The following is a 20,703-nucleotide window of genomic DNA, read 5'->3' on the forward strand; positions in this document are numbered from 1 at the left end:
GCCACAATAACAATTTCCCACGTCCGATGCCCACCCATAGGATCCATAGCGAGACCCCCACCATCGACCCCAGCCCAAAGTGTTCCAGCCTCCCCAGCCCCAGTTATTCCAGCCGCCACCATAAACATTTATAGTGATATCATCTGCGGTTTCACCCCAAGGAGAGTAGCTTTCTGAGTATCCAATTGCGTCAACATTTGTTTCTGTCTGTGGTTCAACATTACCTTGACTAGAATACGATTCTACGTCTGTAAAAACATCGCCATAACGATCATCAGCTTCGTATGATTTTTGCTCAAAATAATTTTGATATGCGTTGTTGGTACCATTATTGTTGTTAACAACTTCTACTGTTTCGCTTCTTTGTTCACCAGAACTATAAATTCCATCATCATACGTAGCTTGCTGGTATGTGCCACAAGATGTTAATGTCAAAAAAGTTATCGCTAAAATATGTATAGCCTTTATGTAGTTTAGTGAATAGTAAATTACTCGCATATCTCCTAAAATTAATTGTTGAACAATACAAAAATAGTTAGTTTTGTCGAAACTATTTTTTATTTAACATATTCACAATATTTGTGCCAAACTACTAAGAATGAGCAAGAAATTAACAAAGAGATCTGAGGATTATTCAAAATGGTATAACGAATTGGTTGTAAAGGCTGATTTAGCTGAAAACTCAGCTGTAAGAGGATGTATGGTAATTAAGCCATACGGGTATGCCATTTGGGAAAAAATGCAAGCTCAATTAGATAAAATGTTTAAAGAAACTGGACATGAAAATGCATATTTTCCACTATTTGTGCCTAAAAGTCTCTTTGAAGCCGAAGAAAAAAATGCAGAAGGCTTTGCAAAAGAGTGTGCAGTAGTTACTCATTACAGATTAAAAACTGACCCTGACAAAGACGGAAAACTCATTGTAGATCCTAATGCGAAATTAGAAGAAGAACTTATTGTACGTCCAACTAGTGAAGCAATTATTTGGAACACCTATAAAAATTGGATTCAATCGTACAGAGATTTGCCTATTTTGATAAATCAGTGGGCAAATGTAGTTCGTTGGGAAATGCGTACGCGCTTATTTTTGAGAACAGCTGAATTTTTATGGCAAGAAGGACATACTGCGCATGCAACAAAAGATGAAGCAGTTGCAGAATCGTTGCAAATGCAAAAAGTATATGCAGAATTTGCAGAAGATTTTATGGCAATGCCTGTTGTTAAAGGGGCAAAAACAGAAAGTGAACGCTTTGCAGGAGCATTAGATACGTACACAATTGAAGCCTTAATGCAAGATGGAAAAGCATTGCAAGCTGGGACTTCACACTTTTTAGGTCAAAACTTTGCGGAAGCATTTGATGTGAAATATGTAACAAAAGAAGGAAAACAAGAATTAGTTTGGGCTACTTCTTGGGGAGTTTCTACACGATTAATGGGAGGGTTGATTATGACACATAGCGATGATGCAGGATTAGTATTGCCTCCAAAATTAGCGCCAATTCAAGTGGTTTTTGTTCCTATATACAAGAATGAAGAACAATTTGAAGCAATTGCAGCGAAAGTCGTTGAAATTTCAGGTGAATTAAAAGCTAAAGGAGTCTCTATCAAATTTGATAAAAGAGATACCTTACGCCCAGGAGCTAAGTTTGCAGAGTGGGAATTAAAAGGAGTACCATTACGTATTGCTGTGGGAGCACGTGATTTAGAAAACGGAACCTTAGAAATTGCACGTAGAGATACTTTTGAAAAGCAATCTGTTGCTCAAGAAGATGCCGTAGCAACTGTTTTGAGTCTCTTAGATGCAATTCAAGAGGATTTATTTACAAAAGCTAAAAATTACAGGGAAGAAAACACAACAGAGGTTGATACTTTTGAAGAATTTAAAAATGTTATAAAAAATAAAGGAGGATTTGTTTCGGCGCATTGGGATGGTACTCAGGTAACTGAGAGCAAAATAAAAGAATTAACCAAAGCAACAATCAGATGTATTCCATTAGATGCTTTGGAAGAAGAAGGAAAATGTGTATATTCGGGTCAGAAATCGACTAAAAGAGTTCTATTTGCCAAAGCTTATTAAAAAAAATAAAAAAAACTTTTAAAAATAGTTGGAGCATATAAAAATAGTTGTATTTTTGCATCCGCTAACAGAAATAATGGCCCGTTCGTCTAGGGGTTAGGACGCCAGGTTTTCATCCTGGTAACAGGGGTTCGAATCCCCTACGGGCTACTAAACATAAAGTTTTAAAAAAAGATAATTAAGAAGAGAGATGGCAAATCATAAGTCAGCATTAAAAAGAATTAGAAGTAACGAGACGAAGCGTCTAAGAAATAGATATCAGCACAAAACGACTCGTAACGCTATTAAGAAATTAAGATCTGTTACTGATAAGAAAGAAGCTGAAGCTTTATTATCTAGCGTAACTTCTATGATTGATAAATTAGCTAAGCGCAATATTATTCACAATAATAAAGCGGCTAATTTAAAATCAAAATTAGCTAAACATGTAAGTGCACTTTAATAAAAAGTACATACTTAAGATATAACAATAGACTCCAATTTTTTAATTGGAGTTTTTTTATGTCTTATAGTTTGCTAAAACCTCTAGAAGTAAATTTCTTTAGAGATAAAATTATAAGGTGTTTTAAAGGCTCGTTTTTTAGTCTTGTAAAAATTGTATGGAATAAAAAAGAGCTGCTCAATGTCATCTATTGAGCAGCTTTTAGTTTATGTTTTGGTTTTTAATTATCCATTCATGGAAATTAAAAACTCTTCATTGTTTCGAGTTTGTTTTATGCGTTGGTTGATGAATTCCATAGCTTCTACAGGGTTCATGTCTGCTAAATATTTACGCATTACCCACATGCGTTGTATTGTGCTTTCATCAAGTAATAAGTCATCTCTACGTGTACTGGAAGAAGTAAGATCGATTGCAGGGAAAATTCTTCTATTAGAAATCTTACGATCTAATTGAAGCTCCATGTTTCCAGTACCTTTAAATTCTTCAAAGATTACTTCATCCATTTTAGATCCAGTTTCTGTCAATGCAGTTGCAATGATTGATAACGATCCGCCGCCTTCAATATTACGAGCAGCTCCAAAGAAACGTTTTGGTTTATGAAGTGCATTTGCATCTACACCACCACTTAATATTTTACCAGAAGCAGGTTGTACTGTATTGTAAGCTCTGGCCAATCTAGTAATAGAATCCAATAAGATAACTACATCGTGTCCGCATTCTACCAAGCGTTTTGCTTTTTCTAAAACAATATTGGCAACTTTTACATGGTCAGAAGCTTCTTTGTCAAATGTAGAAGCGATTACTTCACCTTTTACATTACGTTGCATATCGGTAACTTCTTCAGGACGTTCATCAATCAGTAAGATGATTTGGTATACTTCAGGGTGATTAGCAGCAATTGCATTTGCAACGTCTTTCAAGAGCATTGTCTTTCCTGTTTTTGGTTGAGAAACAATCATTCCTCTTTGTCCTTTACCAATAGGAGAGAATAAGTCAATAATTCTGGTTGAAATGGTACTTTGACGTTCTGCTACTTTAAACTTTTCATCTGGGAATAATGGAGTTAAATGTTCAAAAGCAACACGATCACGTACTACTTGTGGATCTAAACCGTTAATCTTACTCACTTTAATTAAAGGAAAATACTTTTCGCCTTCTTTTGGTGGGCGAACAATTCCTAAAACTGTATCTCCAGTTTTTAATCCGAATAAGCGAATTTGTGATTGAGATACATAAATATCGTCAGGAGATGATAAATAATTATAGTCAGATGAACGTAAGAAACCGTAACCATCTTGCATGATGTCTAAAACACCTTCACTTTCAATAATTCCATCGAATTCAAAGTCAGGCTCGCGATAGCGATTACGCTGATCTTTGTTTCCGTTATTTTTATGCGAATTATCTTTCTTATTGTTGTGTTTGTTTTGTTGTAAATGATCTTTCTTGTTGTTGTGTTTATTGTTATTATTTTGTTGCTTCTTATTATTGTTGTTGTTAGAAGTATCTGAATTATCGTTTTCAGATTTCTTTGAATCTTCTTTTTTTGCTTGAGGAGCAGTATTTTTTTGATTCTTATCTAATGGTTTATTCTTATCTACGGTCTTACGAGTAGGTTTGTTTTGTTTTGGTGTCTGTTGTGTATTAGATTTTTCAGAAGGATTTGGAGTCGATTTTTTTTGTGAAGAAGCTGCTTGTGGGGAAGAAGGTTTTTTATCAGCTCGTTGACTAGGCTCTCTTTTAATTCTTTTTCGCTTTGGAGCAGGTTCTTCTGACTTGGATTCTGTTTTAGTAATTGGTGCAACTGACTCAGGATTACTAGCCTGTAGGTCTAATATTTTATAAATTAAATCTAATTTCTTTAAGGTCCTATATTTTGGAACAGCTAAAGCTTTGGCTATTTCTTGTAATTCAGGGAGTTTTTTACTTTTTAATTCTGAAATTTCTAACATGTAATGGCTTGTAATGAATTGTTTTTTGAAAAATGAGTAGTAATGGTTACTCGTAAGAAGTATGTAAATCTATTAGTAACAATAGATTATGAATTATCTATGCAATAATACAAATTTATTTTAATAAACAAAATAGTATTTTATGAAAAGAACTATTATTTTTGTGATCCAATTTTAAGATATGATCCAAAGGATACAAAGTTTATATATGTTATTAGTCGCAGCAGTTGCGGGTGGTTTGTCATTTGTATTCAATCTATATACTTTAGAAAATGAAGTAGAAGTTTTTGCTAAAGACGATCTTTCCTATTTTGGATTGTTTATGGCGTCAGCAGCGCTTGCTTTGATCACGATCTTTTTATTTAAAAATAGAAAATTACAATTTGTGTTGAATCGTTTCAACATCTTATTTCACCTTATTTTATTAGGGATATTTGTATATCGAATGCTAAATTTATCTGGAGGGATTGATAAAATCTCTGAGAAAGGTATTGGGGTTGTTCTTCCTCTTATTTCTATCGTTTTATTAGTGCTCGCAAACCGAGCAATTAAAAAGGATGAAGACCTTGTAAAATCTGTAGATCGATTGCGATAAACCTAACATCTTAGTAATCTTAGTGCGTAAAAACTCCAAAGTGTCAAAACTTTGGAGTTTTTTTATGAAAAATGCTTAAATCATTTAATGATTTAATTACTACAAATATCAAGTAAAAATACGTACATCTAAAAATCAACAAAAACACGTTAAAATATCCATTGAATCAATTGTAAGTTTATGCAACTTTTTAACCTAACATAAAAAATATTAACTATGGGACTTACAGCATCAATTTACGGAGGTGGACCTTTTTATCCAGGATCAGATTCTGCCTTACCAACAATTAAAGAATCAGGATTTACAACAGTAGTTTGTTGGGCACTTCATGTGCGTCCAAATGGTGATTTAGCATATAATGATACACTTATTATATCAAATGGTCAATATGTAGGAGATCCATCTTGGGGAGAAGAATTGGAACAAGTAAAAGAAGGAGGAAGTGTCAATAGAATATTATTCTCAATAGGTGGATGGGAAACAAATGATTTTTACCACATTATGAGTTTGTTAAATACACAAGGTGATGGACCTTCTAGTATTTTATATAAAAACTTTGAAACATTGCGTCATGTGATTCCAGCAATTGATGGAATTGATTATGATGATGAAGGAAATTACAATATCAATACAATTACTAGATTTAGTCGTATGTTAGCAACTATTGGATTTGAAGAAATTACTTTTTGTCCATATACAAATAGTCCATTTTGGATAAATTGTTTAAAGTGTTTAGAACAAACGAACCCTGGACTAGTAACCAGATTCAATTTGCAATGTTATGCAGGAGGAGCTTATAATATTGGTAGAGTTAAAAAAGATTGGATCGATCCTTTACAGGTAGCTATGGGTAGAGGTTTTGATGCTGCAGGTTTCGTAGATCCAGGTTTATGGTGCAAGCATGGAGATGAGTGTATGCAAGGAATGGATCCAAAACAAATAAAAATTCAATTCACAAAGTGGAAAAAAGATAAAATCACAGGAGGATTCATCTGGCTGTATGATGATATCCAAAAATGTGGAAACGATCCACAAGTATATGCAGATGCTATTTTAAGTGGATTAAGTTAAAATACACTATATTTAATAATATATAAACCTCAGTAAAATACTGAGGTTTTTTGTTTTAATACCTATTCGCCAACTCAATAATCTCCAAATCTTTGATTTTGTCTTTATCAATCACAAAACGAAGCATGGTACGTACTTTATGAAAGCCATGTTTTCCGCATGCGCCTGGATTCATATGAAGTAAATTCAACTTTTTATGAAACATTACCTTTAAAATATGGGAATGCCCGCAAATAAAAAGCTGTGGTGGATTTTGACGAATTTCATCACGCACACGCAGGTTGTATTTATTTGGGTAACCGCCAATATGTGTTATCCATACATCAACATCTTCACACATAAAACGATTGTGTTCTGGAAATTCCATACGTGCTTTATCGTTGTCAATATTTCCGTATACACCACGCAAAGGTTTTAATTTTTGTATTGTATCTGTTACTGACAAATCACCAATATCGCCTGCATGCCACACTTCATCAGCATAGTCTACATGTTTTAAAATTTGATCGTCAATATGACTATGTGTGTCAGATAGGAGTAAAATTTTCTTCATAAAATCATTTTAATAAATTATCCACGAGCAACCGTAAGATATTTACAAGGAATTTTCTTTTAAAAAGGTAAAACCAAATACTGGCGTAATTAATCTCGATTACCGACTAAAAGTTTGCTAAATAATTCTTAATTAGCTTAACCTAATGAATTAAAACTTATCTTTGTCAGTCTGAAACAAAAGTAGCAAATATTACTTTGAGATACTTCATTGAACTTTCGTATAATGGCAAAAATTATCACGGTTGGCAAAATCAACCGAATGCCATTTCTGTGCAAGAGGTTATTGAAAAATCCTTGTCTACTTTGTTGCGATCAACCACAGCAATTGTTGGTGCAGGAAGAACAGATGCTGGCGTACATGCCAAACAAATGTATGCGCATTTTGATACCGACATATCATTTGATCCGTCAGAAATAACATATAAGTTGAATTCGTTTTTACCAAAAGATGTGGCAATTCAACACATTCATCCCGTTCATGCCGATGCACATGCACGATTTGATGCCACTGGAAGAACCTATGAATACTGGATAGTTTCAAAAAAAAATCCATTTCATAATCAATCAGCGCATACCGTTTTTAAACAACTGAATGTGGCTATAATGAATGAAGCGGCAAAAGAGTTGTTTAACTACGATGATTTTAAGTGCTTTTCCAAAACACATACAGATGTAAAAACCTACATCTGTAAAATTGAAAAAGCAGTTTGGGAACAAAAAAATGAATTGCTAGTATTTACCATTCGTGCTGATCGCTTTCTTAGAAACATGGTTCGCGCCATTGTTGGAACGCTATTGGAAGTCGGATTGGGAAAATTATCCATAGCTGAATTTAAACAAATAATAGAATCGAGAGATCGAAATAAAGCAGGAACATCGGTACCAGGAAAAGCTTTATATTTAACTGAGGTAACATACCCAACAGAAACCTTTACAACCAATGGCTAAAGTAACCGGAAAAGTATTTGATTTTGGTCTTTTTAAAAGATTATTGACCTATACAAATCCCTATAAAATCACCTTATATTTTGTAGCAGTTGCAGCAATATTATTGTCTGTGTTTGCGGTGGGACGTCCTTTTTTATTGAGAATTACTGTAGATGATTACATTTTGACCAAAGATAAAGAAGGTTTACTGATTTATATCTTGTTGATGTTAAGTGTATTGTTGATGGAAGTTATTTTTCAGTTTTTATTTGTGTTCTATGCCAATTGGTTAGGGCAAACCATTATTAAAGACATTCGTCAGAAGTTATTCCATCACATGCTTCAATTTAAAATGGCGTATTACGATACATCTTCGGTAGGACGCTTGGTAACAAGAGCGGTAAGTGATATTGAAACTATTGCCAGTATTTTTAGTCAAGGATTATTTGTCATTATTGCTGACTTATTGAAAATGTTGGTTGTAATGGGCGTTATGTTATGGATAAGTTGGAAATTGGCATTAACTGTATTTGCGATTCTTCCTTTGATTATTTATGCTACACGTGTATTTCAAAAAGCGATGAAATCTGCCTTTGAAGAAGTACGTGCACAAATATCAAATCTGAATTCTTTTGTGCAGGAACGAGTGACGGGAATGAAAATCGTTCAATTATTTTCAAGAGAAGAAACAGAATACAAGAACTTTAAAGCAATTAACGAAAAGCATAAAAAAGGCTGGTTAAAAACCATTTGGTATAACTCTATATTTTTCCCAATTCCGGATTTAGCAAATTCTATTGCTGTAGGTTTAGTAGTTTGGTATGGAGGTCTAATGACTGCCGAAATTGTTACGACAGAATTAGCAACAGATGGATCTGAACAATTAGGAAATGTATTTGCATTTATCATGATGATCGGAATGCTATTTAGACCATTACGACAAATTGCAGACAAATTCAATACCTTGCAAATGGGAATGGTAGCAGCAGGAAGAATTTTTGAAATTTTAGATACAGATAGTAAAATTGAAGACAATGGCAACATTACTTCTTTAGATATTAAAGGCGACTTGACTTTTAAAGATGTTCGTTTTTCATATATACAAGATGAAGAGGTATTGCATGGAATTTCATTTGATGTTCAACAAGGACAAACCGTGGCAATTGTTGGAGCTACTGGAGCTGGAAAATCCACGATTATCAATTTGTTGAATCGTTTTTACGAGATTGATTCTGGATCAATTTCGATTGATGGAACAAACATCAATGATGTAAAATTAGCAGCGCTACGCGCAAAAATTGCAGTTGTATTGCAAGATGTTTTCTTGTTTGCAGATACCATTCTAAATAATATCACGCTCAAAAATCCAGCAATTACAAGGGAAACAGTGGAAGCCGCTGCAAAACAAATAGGTGTTCACGATTTTATCATGAGCTTGCCAAATAACTACGAATACAATGTAAAAGAGCGTGGAAGCATGTTATCTTCTGGGCAGCGACAATTGATTTCATTTTTACGTGCGTATGTTACAAACCCTAGAATTTTAATCTTAGATGAAGCAACCTCATCAGTTGATTCGTATTCAGAACAGCTCATTCAAAACGCTACAGATACTATTACAAAAGGAAGAACTTCTATCGTCATTGCACACAGATTGGCAACCATCAAAAAGGCTGACAAAATCATTGTGATGGATGCTGGAGAAATTGTAGAACAAGGTTCTCACGAACAATTGCTACAAATCGATAACGGTTATTACAAAAACTTATACGAAGTGCAGTTTATTCAGCAGGAAGCGGTTTAATTTTGTATGTAAAAATCTTAATTTACAACAATCGAAAAATATTTTTAGTGGAGATACTTCATTTGAATTTTTACAACGTACACTGGACTTGTTTCATTAGAATTATATAAGAATGATTTACTATTTACTCCGTTCGAGTTTTTGATGGTTGTGATGTTTTATTTTTTTGTGAAAAGTTGTTTAGATGAAATAATGAGAAGAAAGTACTCATATGTACTTTTTATTCCTTTCTTTTTAGCAATATCATATCAGGTATTGACGGAATTATTTAAGATAGATTATGAATTTGTGATATATTAGAATTGGACTGCAGAATATTCTTCACTGCTTTTCTCTGTAATAATTATTATACTGGTGTATACAACCATAACTATTTATGATAAAAAAATAAAACCTAAAGATTTTAAAAGAATTCCAAAAACCACTTTATGGTTGAAAAAAATGCTAATATTTGGTTTATTGTTGTGTGTTTTGTGGTTTATATCAATTGTTTTCTTAAGACCCATCTTAGGAAAAGGATATTATAAATATTATCCGTTGTGGATTGATATTTCTATTTTAATTTATTAGATGTGTTGTACATCTATCATTCAAAATCTTTTGTATAGAGATAGGCAAAAAATAAGAGAAAAATCGAAAAGAGTAGGCACTAAAAAAGAATTTAGTAACACTGAACAAAGAAAGAATAAATTTGACAAAATTCATCAATTCGTGTTACAAAATGAACTGTATCTAGAGCCTGAAATGACTCTTTTTAGGTTATCTGAAAAATTAGAAATTAATGAAGGATATCTTTCTCAGATTATTAATAAGCAGCCCTAAGAATATAACTAGCTGTCAGCTAACTAGTATTGTAAACTATAGTATAAATTTTCCACCTACATACAATACAAATAATTATGCATGTGCAGATTTTGGAATAAATATTGGTAACTTAGGCGGAATGAATTTACCATCAACAACTGTAAGTTCTTTACTTTTTAATGGAAGAAGTCCTGCAATTTTAGGTCAAGAAGTTAGAGCTCGAGATTCAGATTCTACTACCACGATAACAAAAACGAGTAATAACTCGCCATTGCGTCAAGGTGGGTGTTTGAGTTCAAACTAAAAAATAAATATTAAGATGAAAATCAAAAAACAAAAAAAGTCAACATCTAAAAATGTAATGCATTTATTTTTGAATTTAATTTTCAAAAATTCCAAAAAGAAATTAATAATAACTTTCTTCTGTATGCTCTTTTTTTCTAGCTGCTATAGTCAAAAGAAATATAATAAACTTCCAAAAACAAACAATAGCAGTCTTATAGTTATTATTAATGATTCTATAATTTCAAGCGAGAGTTCTATCAGCAATCACAAAGAAACGATTGAGAAGATGTACGTCATGAAAGAAAAACCAAATCGCAAAGAGCATAAATTTTATAACCTAAGTGAAAATGGTATTGTATTAGTTGATATGAATAAAAAAGTAAAAACTATAAGTCAACAAGAATTAAATAGTTTTTTTAAGATCAATCCTTTGAATGAAATTTATGTTAATGGATATTTGATTGAGCACCGAGATTACGAAATTGCGACTGAAAGCATTGTAAAAATAGAATTCATACAACCCAATACGAAAAATGATCTAAAAAATAAAACAATCAATATATGGATGACATCTAACTAATAAAACATAACATGACTACAAAAAGTCACATGAATAACATATGACTTTTTTGCTTACAGCAAATCACAAAAGCAAAAAAAATCCTAACTCAAATCATTCTCTAACATTTCTTGAAGTACTTCGATGCCTTTATAAAATACAAACTCTCCATCACGGATATACGAAACTTGTCCAGTTTCTTCAGAAACCACCAATACTAAAGCATCCGTTTTTTCAGTGATTCCTACGGCTGCTCTATGGCGCAATCCAAAACGTTGTGGAATTATAGTAGATTTTGAAACTGGTAAAATAACGCGTGTTGCTGTCACACGATTTCCTTCAATAATAATGGCGCCATCGTGCAACGGACTATTTTTAAAGAAGATTGTTTCCAGCGTTGGGACATTTACATCCATGCCCATCGTATCGCCAGAATCTTTGACAAATTCTAACGAATTATTACGCTCAATGACAATAATAGCACCTGTTTTGGTTGCAGACATTTTGGTACAGGCTTCCAAAATAGCTTCAACATCTGTATCAGTATTAATTTCTTGTTTTAAAAACTTAAAATGCTTTACAAAACTACGTTTCGTAGCAAAATTAGTGGAGCCAATCATCAATAAAAACTTTCGAATTTCTTGTTGGAATACAATGAATAAAGCTAAAATTCCAACGTCTATAAAGGCACCAAAAATAGTGCTCAATACTTTCATGTCTAGTGCTTTGGTAATCTGCCAAATCACAAAAATGATAACAATTCCAATAAAAATATTAATAGCAGCAGTTCCTTTAACAAGCTTGTATACATAGTACAACAACACTGCAACGAGAATAATTTCGATGAAGTCTAACAGTCCAAAATTTAAAAAACCAAAGAAGTCCAAAGTGAGTTTTTGCTATACGAATAAGTAAAAATAACAAATATTATGCAATAGCAAATAAACTGTAGCATAAAACGAATTATTTGTGTAACGATCTTAAAAATATTAAAACAAACTTGCCAATTGAAAACACAATGATTTTAGTGTGAAAATTTTTGTTTTGAACCATCATTCAGTCAAAAAAACAAACTACATTATGTTACACAAAATTTTAAAAATTGACGGTGTTTTAGAGCTCGAGAAATCACAACAGCACAAAATTAACTGTATTCGTGTCTAATCCTTCAGCAATGGAGTTTATTTTGATTGCGGACATCATTGTGCTGAAATACAATGTTGTCTGTGCGATCCAGATCTTTAAAATGTAAGAAACACATGAAATCGACTACCTAGAAGTAATTTTAGGTAGTTTTTTTATAACATTCCAACCAACTTAATACATTCTACTGCTTCTTTTACATCATGGACACGCAAGATAGAAGCGCCATTTTGCAAAGCAATCGTATGCAAGACAGAAGTTCCGTTCAAAGCTTCTTGTGGAGAAACATCTAACACTTTATAAATCATAGACTTTCTAGAAACTCCGGCTAATATTGGACAATCTAATATTTCAAACAAACGTAACTCTTTTAAAATGGTATAATTATGAGCAATTGTTTTTCCAAAACCAAAACCTGGATCAACAATAATATCCTTGATTTTACATGAGCGTGCGAGCGCAATCTTCTCGGAAAGTTCATGGAAAATATCTTTCAAAACATCTTCATAGCTAGGATTTTGCTGCATCGTTTTTGGAGTTCCCTGCATGTGCATCATAATATAAGGAACACCAAGATCGCCCACAACGTTCATCATATTGTTATCTAAATTTCCAGCAGAAATATCATTCACAATAGCAGCACCTAAATCGATAGCGGCCTTAGCAACTTCGCTGCGAAAAGTATCAATGGAAAGAATTGTTTCAGGAAATTTATGTAAAATCAATTTCAAAATAGGCAATAAGCGTTGTTTTTCCTCTTCTAAAGAAACATGAGGTGCATTTGGACGCGAACTATATGCGCCAACATCAATAAAAGTAGCGCCATCAGTTAGCATTTTTTCTACTTGTGTTAATATAGTAGAAGCATCTTTGTACATTCCGCCATCATAAAAAGAATCGGGAGTTACATTCAAAATCCCCATGACTTTTGGCGTTTCCAGAGACACTAATTTTCCATTACAGTTTATACTTTGCATACATAAATACCTTTAAAACTAACTTATGTCCTTTTCTTTTTTTAAATTGGTAATTTTGGACGAAATTTACATAAAATCTTGCGTATCGCATAACAAATAGATGGTTTGCTCAAGAACTATCATAAAAAAATTACAATGGAAAATACAGGAGAAGTGAAAAACTCAAAAGCAAAGCAACTTTGGCTACAAATTGTTAAATATAAAGTAGCTTTTTTTAATACAGTTTACGGAAAAATACTCACGATCATTTGTCAAATTTTTGTAGGTGGATTATTTATTTTTTCAGGTTTTATAAAGCTCAATGATCCTGTAGGATTTTCGTTTAAATTGACAGATTACTTTGCAGAAGATGTATTAAATATGGAGTTTCTCTCACCGTATGCCTTGTGGATGGCAGTCTTTTTAGTGATTCTGGAAGTCATTCTTGGAGTCATGATTTTACTGAGTTTGTTAAAAAAACCTGTATTGTGGAGTTTGCTAGGATTAATCGTTTTCTTTACCTTCCTGACATTCTATTCAGCATATTTCAATAAAGTAACGGATTGTGGGTGTTTTGGTGATTTTTGGAAATTAACTCCTTGGGAAAGTTTCTGGAAAGATATCATTTTACTAGTGGCAATTTTGATTCTTTTTATGGGAATTAAAAACATCAAACCAATTTTACCTCAAAAAGCAAATATTGCAATTACTACAGTAAGTTTATTGGTATGTATTTTCTTTGGAAGACACGTACTAAACCACTTACCAGTATTTGATTTTAGAGCGTATAAAATCGGTACAAATATTATGGACGGAATGACAATTCCACCAGATGCACCACGACCAGTTTTTGAATATGTATGGATTTTTGATGTCAATGGTGAAGATTTAGAAATAACAACACAAGATGCAAATTATCCTGAAGTAGAAGGTGGAACTTACAAGAGTGTAACTAGTAAGATTATAGAAGAAGGTTACGAACCACCAATTCACGATTTCTCTATTGAAAGCTTAGATGGAGAGGATGTCATGGAAATGATGATGGAAGAAGAAAAACTCATCATGGTTATTATATATAGCTTGGATAAAGTAGAAGAGGAAGGTCTATTAAAAGTCAAATCATTTACAGATAAAGCTATTGACGCGGGTTACAAAGTGATTGGTTTGTCATCCTCTGATCCGCAAGATTTAAAAGACTTATCCGCGGTTATGGAATTCAATTTTGACTTTTACCTAACAGATGAAACAGCATTAAAAACGACGTTACGATCCAATCCTGGAGTGATGAAAGTTGAAAAAGGAACCATTACAGATAAAAAACATTACAACGATTTTGACACCATAAAACTGTAAAAACAATTCTTGGGAAGATACATACTACATAAAATCGGTTATGCATTTCTAACACTTTTCGGAGTCGTTACTGTGATTTTTTTCTTGTTTAATATATTAACGGGCGATCCTGCAAAAATGATGCGTGGGCAAAATCAAACAGAAGAGCAAATTGCCGTAGTCAAAAAAAAATATGGCTTTGATCAACCGATATTGACACAATATGCATACTATCTTAATGATTTGTTGCCAGTGTCTTTTCATTCTACCCAAGAAGATGATTATACCTATTTGTCTGATAAAAAATACAGCGCAGCCAAACTCTTTACCATTGGAAACACGACAACAGTGATAAAACTTCCGTATTTGCGAGAATCCTTTCAAAAATCGGGCAAAAGTGTAGCACAAGTCATCAAAGAAACATTGCCTAATACGATAGTGCTAGCAGTAGCTGCGATAAGTATTGCGATGTTGCTTGGAATCATATTTGGAATTATCTCTGCGTTGTATAAAGACACATTTTTAGACAAGATGATTCAAATCATAAGTACGTTAGGAATGAGTGTACCTTCTTTCTTTAGTGCCATATTATTTGCATGGATTTTTGGTTTTCTATTGCATGAATTTACAGGCTTGAATATGACAGGTAGTCTCTATGAAGTAGACGATTTTGGAGAATCGATTAGTATTCGTTGGAAAAATCTCATCTTGCCAGCTATTGTCTTAGGAATCCGTCCGTTGGCTGTTGTTATTCAACTCATGCGAAATTCGTTACTAGAAGTCTTCAATCAAGACTACATTCGTACGGCAAGAGCCAAAGGTTTGAGTGAATTTCAAATCATACGAAAGCATGCTGTGAAAAATGCGTTAAATCCTGTAATTACTGCTATTTCGGGTTGGTTTGCTTCCATGTTAGCAGGAGCTGTATTTGTAGAATACATCTTTGGTTGGAACGGACTTGGAAAAGAGATTGTTGATGCTTTAAATAGTCAAGACTTACCCATTATTATGGGAGCTGTTCTAATAATTGCGTCTATGTTTGTAATTATCAATATTTTAGTCGATATTACGTATAGTTACCTCGATCCCAAGATACGTCTAAAATAAAACAACCTTTTCAATGAAGAAAATTACACTATTTATAGTGCTGTTTCTTAGTGTCTATAATTTGCGTGCACAATGTCCAACAGAAGACATTGTTTTATCAACGCAAGAGGAAGTAGATACTTTTGTGACTGCCTATTCCACTACTTGTACAAATATTCCAGTAAGTATAACAGTATCTGATAATGTTGCAGATATAAGTGGTTTGAATTTTATCACTTCTATTGATGGATCATTTGAAATTTTGAATACCGCCCACAGCACCAATATTGATTTTAGCAACTTAGTTTCAGTAAGTGGAGACCTAAAGTTTGAATACAATCATGGAGTAGAAACTATTTCAGGTTTTAATAGTCTTACAACTATCGGCGGTACATTATCATTTCTAACCAATGAAGATTTAGAAGAAGTCTCAGGTTTTAATAATTTAATAACTGTTGGAGGATCTGTTCTCTTTAGTCATTTTTATGACCAAGATGTATCTCCAATCGTTCCAAGTATGAATTTGATAAATGGCTTCAATAATGTTGAAACTATTGGAGGAAGTCTATACATGGGACTTTACAGAAGAATAACTTTTAATGCTTTTAACAACCTAGAAACTATAGGAGGAGGTTTAAGTTTCAGCAGAACATATTTTCATGATTTTATAGGACTTACACTTTTGGAACGAATAGAAGGTGGTATTGGCTTTTTTTGTGACAATTGGGATGATGATGATGTGAATGCAATAAACGACTTTACGTCGTTAGAATCCATAGGAGGTAGTATTGGTTTGACAGGAATTTTTGATGAATGCACTACAAGTGTGGGACTAAGCTTTTTAAACAATCTCAGAACGGTAGAAGGAGATATCAATTTGAATTTTGCAGGAATACGTTATGGATTGACAGGACTCGAGTTTGTTGGAGGAAATTTAGATTTTAATGGCGGAAGAGCTTTTCCTAGTAGTTTACCTCAACTTCAAACCATCAATGGAAACATTACTTTTGGACTAGACGCACAATCTTTCACAGGAACTAATGCCTCTTTAAATTTTCCAAATCTAGAAACTTTAGGTGGAGGAATTAACATAACAGAAGAATCTTCAGTAGGAACGATTAATTTAAATAGTTTAACATTTATTGGAGGAGATATTGTTTTTTCTGGATATGAGGTAAGTGTAGGCGCCATTAGTGCAAACGCACTCACACACATGGATGGGTCTATTTTATTTCAAAATATTTTAGACTTATCATCTCCCATTTCTATGAATTCATTACAAACTATAGGTGGCAGTCTTTCCTTTTTAGGCACTTGGGGAAATACAGGGAATGTAAGCTTTCAGAGTTTATATGCGATCAATCAGAATTACAGAATTACGAATACCGAAGAATTTACAACCTTAAATATGGCTCCAATACTGCATACTGTTGGAGGCAATGTTACTGTGCAAGGCAACTGGCAATTAGTAAGTCTAGGTGGTTTAGAAACAATACAAAACATTGGGGGAAATCTAATAATTCAGGATAATTATGTTTTAACCGACTGTTCCGCAATTTGTGAATATGTTTCCAATAACACAAATTATACTGTTGGTAATAATACCTTAGAATGTATTACTTCTCAAACTTGCACGAGTAATACAATTGAAGGAACCATTTTGCAAGATTTTGATCTAGATGGTTGCTCTGCTACAGATTTTCCTTTAGAAAATATTTCTGTTATCGCCTATGATGGAACTGACTATTTTACCACATTTACCAATGAAAATGGTGAATATTCTATAACAGTTCCTGAAGGTTCGTATTCAGTATATCCAAATTCAGATAGCGCAATTGATATGACACCTGCATCCCAAAATGTAACTTTTACGGGAAGTGACAACACAGAAGTAGTTGATTTTTGTGCTACGTTTAATACATTAGTAGATGATGTATCCTTAACTATTTCACCAATCTATATCGCTGTGCCAGGTTTTGAAGCACGATATAGTATTGTCATAGAAAATCAAGGAACAACTATTCAAAATGGAACAGTTAATTTTACGTTTAGCGATGCAAATTTAGATTTTACCTCAGCCACAATTCCTCCAACAACTCAGGCTACTAATTTACTAACATGGGATTATACGAATTTAATTGCAGGTGAAACAAGAAGTATCATAGCCTATTTTGACGTATTGCCACCACCAACAAACAATATTGGTGATATTCTTACCTTTTCAGGAAATGCGCCATTAGCATCAGATGCCAATCCAAATGACAATCAAGACAATATATTTCAAGTAGTACTTTCGTCCTATGATCCAAATGACAAAACAGTTTTGGAAGGCGAGCATCTATTAATTGAAGATATTGATGAATATTTACATTATGTAATTCGATTTAAAATGAAGGAACGTCTCCGGCTGTAAACATTCGTATTGTAGATTTTATGAGCAATTTGATCGATTGGGAAACCTTTGAACCTGTAGATGCGAGTCACGATTATGCAGTCTGTTTAGTTACTGGAGAGAATCCGTCATTGGAGTTTTTATTTAATGATATTTATTTACCAGATAGTACAAATGATGAACCAAATAGTCATGGTTATATTGCATTTAGAGTGAAACCAAAAAGTACTGTACAAGTTGGAGATATAATTGATAATAGAGCAGGAATTTATTTTGATTTTAATGCACCAATCATCACCAATAAAACAGAGACACGTATCGTAGAAGATACGGATAGCGATGGAATCTATAATTATCAAGATAACTGCCCAAATATTCCAAATGCAGATCAAGCTGACCAAGATGGAGATGGAATAGGCGATGTGTGTGACAATGATACAGATGGTGATGGTATTCTAAATGTAGATGATAATTGTTCAACAATTACAAACCCAAATCAAGAAGACTTTGATGAAGACGGAATTGGCGACTTATGTGACGACGATGATGATAATGATGGAATTCTTGATGTAGATGATGATTGTCCATACTACAATGGAACAACAACAGATGGTTGCCCGTTTATTTTACCAATCGATAATTATTTAATCCTAACAGAAAGTGAAACCTGTGCAAGTTTAGATAATGCTAAAATTGACATCAAAGCGACCGAAAATCATAACTACGAAGTAGACTTAAAACGAAATGGAACTCCAATAAACTTACCAGTAAATACATTCACGGAAGATTTACTGATTGAAAACTTGGATGCAGGAACCTACGAATTGTGCTTCAGCATTACCGCAGAAAACTACGAACAATGCTTTACAGTAATTATAGGTGATCCAGCAGAGTTACATGCAAATTCAGCACTCTCAAGAAGTAATGAATATACGCTAGATTTAACAGGTGCAATCAACTACAGTATTTTTATCAATGGAGAAGAATTTACAGTAATTGCGCCAGATGAAAATACGGAAGTAACCTTCACCAAACAATTAAACAAGCCAATAAACACTGTTGAGGTATATACAGAAAAGGCTTGCCAAGAAAAGTTTACAGAAACAGTAAAAACGATTTCGAATGCTAACTTTGTTATGGTCCCAAATCCAAGCAGTAATAATGTGTTTCTAAGTTTGCTAAATGCGGGAGACATTAAAAATGCAAGTGTAAGTATATATGATGTATCAGGAAGATTGATAGTTACAAAAACGATCAAAACTCCAATAAACAATCAAAAAATAGAAATCAAAGAATTAAAAACAGGTGTCTATTTTGTTCAGTTAGCAACAAGCGAAAATACATTCACTCAAAAACTAATTAAAAAATAAAAAGATGAAGAAATTTTTAGGACTTTTTGCAAGGATAGTGTTAGTAAGTTGTAGTTCTGGAGATTCTGATCCTGCTCCAGAACCAGAAAATAATACTCCTTCTGAAAGTAGTTATATAGAACCAAACAATAACGCAGTATGTACAGGAGAAGAAATCTCAGATACTGAAATTAGCGTTAACTTTCAATGGAATGCTTTTCAAGATGTTGAAGATACCAATCTGCAATATACATTTACAATCAGAAACGTAACAACAAATTTGATAGTTGCTACAGAGAATCTAACAGGAACTTCAACAAGTATTACTTTAGAAAAAGGAACTTCATATTCTTGGAATGTAACCGCAACTGATAGTGAAAATGCCTCTGTTACGGGAGCAACATGGCAATTTCAAACGCCTTTTAATACAATCACAAACTATTTGCCTTTTCCAGCTACATTAACAAGTCCTGACAATGGAGCAACAGTCACAGTAACAGATGTAGTACTCACTTGGGAAGGAAATGATCCAGATGAAGGAGAAACCGAATTATTGGAATATAATGTGTATGTTGATTCAGTAAATCCACCAGTTGCAGAAGTAGCTACAATGCTATCAGCAGAAACGCATACGGAAATATTAACAGCAGGAGTATATTATTGGAAAATAGAATCTAAAGACCCAAGTGGAAATATCTCTAATTCTGAAATACGACAATTCATTGTAGAATAAACTAACTAAGGTAAATATGAAAGTTTTTAATTATTTTTTCGCCTGTATTGCTATCATAGTATGTGTATGGTCTTGTAAAAACAGAACGGCAACAGAACAACCAAAAGCCACTGAAACACCCATAAAAAAACTGCTTTCAGATGGAACTCCAATACGTATTCTAATTGATAAAAGCGATTATAAGCTGTCCATATTTGCAGCCGATACCTTAGTAAAAGAATATCATGTTGTTTTTGGTGGAAATCCGGTGGACGACAAAGAAAAGGAAGGAGATCAACGAACGCCTGAAGGAGTATTTGGCGTACGAGATAAATATCCTCATAAAAAATGGTCAAAATTTATTTGGATCGACTATCCTAATGCCGAATCGTGGAAAAAGTTCAATCAGCGTAAAGCAGATGGTGTCATAAAAGAAGGAGAAACCATTGGTGGCGAAGTAGGAATTCACGGAGTACCAGATGGTATGGATGCTATGATTGATGAAAAACGAAATTGGACCTTAGGGTGCATTTCTATGAAAAACAAAGACGTCGATGAAATTTATCCCTACATTACCAAAAACACAAAAATTACCATTCAAAAATAGCATGAATTCCATACTGCGAATATTAGCACTTGCCCTTTTATAAACGAGTTGTCAA

The 20,703-nt window shown here is 33.3% G+C and carries 18 protein-coding genes, 1 tRNA gene and 2 pseudogenes; 16 read left to right on the plus strand and 5 right to left on the minus strand.

From position 1 onward, the window contains the following. A pseudogene (locus MK119_RS20390) lies at nucleotides 1-435 on the minus strand (hypothetical protein); the annotation flags it as partial. A 163-nt stretch (nucleotides 436-598) separates the two neighbouring features. Here MK119_RS20390 and proS point away from each other — a divergent pair. The 3 genes from proS to rpsT all read left to right on the plus strand — a co-directional run bounded on the left by proS (nucleotide 599) and on the right by rpsT (nucleotide 2,519). Beyond that, nucleotides 599-2,077 (plus strand): proline--tRNA ligase, encoded by a 1,479-nt coding sequence (gene proS / locus MK119_RS20395; RefSeq protein ID WP_290682831.1) that lies wholly within the window; start codon nucleotides 599-601, stop codon nucleotides 2,075-2,077. Between the two features lie 78 nt (nucleotides 2,078-2,155). Then, a tRNA-Glu gene (locus tag MK119_RS20400) sits at nucleotides 2,156-2,227 on the plus strand. A 40-nt stretch (nucleotides 2,228-2,267) separates the two neighbouring features. Further along, on the plus strand, nucleotides 2,268-2,519 hold the full coding sequence (rpsT, locus tag MK119_RS20405) for a 30S ribosomal protein S20 (RefSeq protein ID WP_290682833.1): 252 nt from the start codon (nucleotides 2,268-2,270) through the stop codon (nucleotides 2,517-2,519). Nucleotides 2,520-2,743: 224 nt separating this feature from the next. Here the strand turns inward: rpsT and rho are convergent, their stop codons facing one another. Then, the gene (gene rho / locus MK119_RS20410) at nucleotides 2,744-4,471 is read right to left on the minus strand and encodes a transcription termination factor Rho (protein WP_290682835.1); all 1,728 of its coding nucleotides are present in this window, start codon (nucleotides 4,469-4,471) and stop codon (nucleotides 2,744-2,746) included. Nucleotides 4,472-4,652: 181 nt separating this feature from the next. On the opposite strand from rho, the gene MK119_RS20415 reads away from it, so the two are divergent. After that, complete coding sequence (locus MK119_RS20415; protein WP_290682837.1) at nucleotides 4,653-5,066, plus strand: DUF4293 domain-containing protein; 414 nt, start codon at nucleotides 4,653-4,655, stop codon at nucleotides 5,064-5,066. A gap of 216 nt (nucleotides 5,067-5,282) precedes the next feature. After that, nucleotides 5,283-6,137 carry a hypothetical protein gene (locus MK119_RS20420; protein WP_290682839.1) on the plus strand — a complete coding sequence of 285 codons (855 nt, stop codon included), beginning with the start codon at nucleotides 5,283-5,285 and terminating at the stop codon, nucleotides 6,135-6,137. Between the two features lie 55 nt (nucleotides 6,138-6,192). Here MK119_RS20420 and MK119_RS20425 read toward each other — a convergent pair whose 3' ends face one another. After that, on the minus strand, nucleotides 6,193-6,690 hold the full coding sequence (locus tag MK119_RS20425; protein ID WP_290682841.1) for a metallophosphoesterase family protein: 498 nt from the start codon (nucleotides 6,688-6,690) through the stop codon (nucleotides 6,193-6,195). Nucleotides 6,691-6,887: 197 nt separating this feature from the next. On the opposite strand from MK119_RS20425, the gene truA reads away from it, so the two are divergent. From truA to MK119_RS20445, 4 genes are all read left to right on the plus strand, one after another. Next, nucleotides 6,888-7,640 carry a tRNA pseudouridine(38-40) synthase TruA gene (truA, locus tag MK119_RS20430; RefSeq protein ID WP_290682843.1) on the plus strand — a complete coding sequence of 251 codons (753 nt, stop codon included), beginning with the start codon at nucleotides 6,888-6,890 and terminating at the stop codon, nucleotides 7,638-7,640. Next, nucleotides 7,633-9,423 (plus strand): ABC transporter ATP-binding protein, encoded by a 1,791-nt coding sequence (locus MK119_RS20435; protein WP_290682845.1) that lies wholly within the window; start codon nucleotides 7,633-7,635, stop codon nucleotides 9,421-9,423. The genes truA and MK119_RS20435 overlap by 8 nt, the downstream gene beginning before the upstream one ends. 943 nt (nucleotides 9,424-10,366) lie before the next feature. Then, the gene (locus MK119_RS20440) at nucleotides 10,367-10,531 is read left to right on the plus strand and encodes a hypothetical protein (protein WP_290682847.1); all 165 of its coding nucleotides are present in this window, start codon (nucleotides 10,367-10,369) and stop codon (nucleotides 10,529-10,531) included. Nucleotides 10,532-10,546: 15 nt separating this feature from the next. Next, a complete protein-coding gene (locus MK119_RS20445; RefSeq protein WP_290682849.1) occupies nucleotides 10,547-11,092 on the plus strand; it encodes a hypothetical protein in 546 nt (181 codons plus the stop codon). Between the two features lie 83 nt (nucleotides 11,093-11,175). On the opposite strand, the gene cdaA is transcribed toward MK119_RS20445, so the two are convergent. After that, nucleotides 11,176-11,958 carry a diadenylate cyclase CdaA gene (cdaA, locus tag MK119_RS20450; protein WP_290682851.1) on the minus strand — a complete coding sequence of 261 codons (783 nt, stop codon included), beginning with the start codon at nucleotides 11,956-11,958 and terminating at the stop codon, nucleotides 11,176-11,178. Nucleotides 11,959-12,369: 411 nt separating this feature from the next. Next, nucleotides 12,370-13,191, minus strand: coding sequence for a dihydropteroate synthase (folP, locus tag MK119_RS20455; RefSeq protein ID WP_290682853.1), 822 nt, complete (start codon nucleotides 13,189-13,191; stop codon nucleotides 12,370-12,372). A 135-nt stretch (nucleotides 13,192-13,326) separates the two neighbouring features. Between folP and MK119_RS20460 the strand changes: the two genes are divergently transcribed. The 7 genes and pseudogenes from MK119_RS20460 to MK119_RS20490 all read left to right on the plus strand — a co-directional run bounded on the left by MK119_RS20460 (nucleotide 13,327) and on the right by MK119_RS20490 (nucleotide 20,648). Further along, complete coding sequence (locus MK119_RS20460; protein WP_290682855.1) at nucleotides 13,327-14,523, plus strand: BT_3928 family protein; 1,197 nt, start codon at nucleotides 13,327-13,329, stop codon at nucleotides 14,521-14,523. Between the two features lie 9 nt (nucleotides 14,524-14,532). After that, nucleotides 14,533-15,609 (plus strand): ABC transporter permease, encoded by a 1,077-nt coding sequence (locus MK119_RS20465; protein ID WP_290682857.1) that lies wholly within the window; start codon nucleotides 14,533-14,535, stop codon nucleotides 15,607-15,609. Between the two features lie 13 nt (nucleotides 15,610-15,622). Next, complete coding sequence (locus MK119_RS20470) at nucleotides 15,623-18,001, plus strand: hypothetical protein (RefSeq protein ID WP_290682859.1); 2,379 nt, start codon at nucleotides 15,623-15,625, stop codon at nucleotides 17,999-18,001. Between the two features lie 302 nt (nucleotides 18,002-18,303). Then, nucleotides 18,304-18,576: pseudogene (locus tag MK119_RS20475) on the plus strand (thrombospondin type 3 repeat-containing protein); the annotation flags it as partial. Between the two features lie 51 nt (nucleotides 18,577-18,627). Then, nucleotides 18,628-19,350 carry a T9SS type A sorting domain-containing protein gene (locus MK119_RS24425; protein WP_366512849.1) on the plus strand — a complete coding sequence of 241 codons (723 nt, stop codon included), beginning with the start codon at nucleotides 18,628-18,630 and terminating at the stop codon, nucleotides 19,348-19,350. Nucleotides 19,351-19,354: 4 nt separating this feature from the next. Continuing rightward, nucleotides 19,355-20,062: a hypothetical protein gene (locus tag MK119_RS20485; protein ID WP_290682861.1), complete on the plus strand. Its 708-nt coding sequence runs from the start codon at nucleotides 19,355-19,357 to the stop codon at nucleotides 20,060-20,062. A 16-nt stretch (nucleotides 20,063-20,078) separates the two neighbouring features. Next, a complete protein-coding gene (locus MK119_RS20490; protein ID WP_290682863.1) occupies nucleotides 20,079-20,648 on the plus strand; it encodes a L,D-transpeptidase in 570 nt (189 codons plus the stop codon). The last annotated feature ends 55 nt before the right edge of the window (nucleotides 20,649-20,703 follow it).

Source organism: Kordia sp. (assembly GCF_022447245.1).
Taxonomy (GTDB): Bacteria; Bacteroidota; Bacteroidia; order Flavobacteriales; family Flavobacteriaceae; genus Kordia.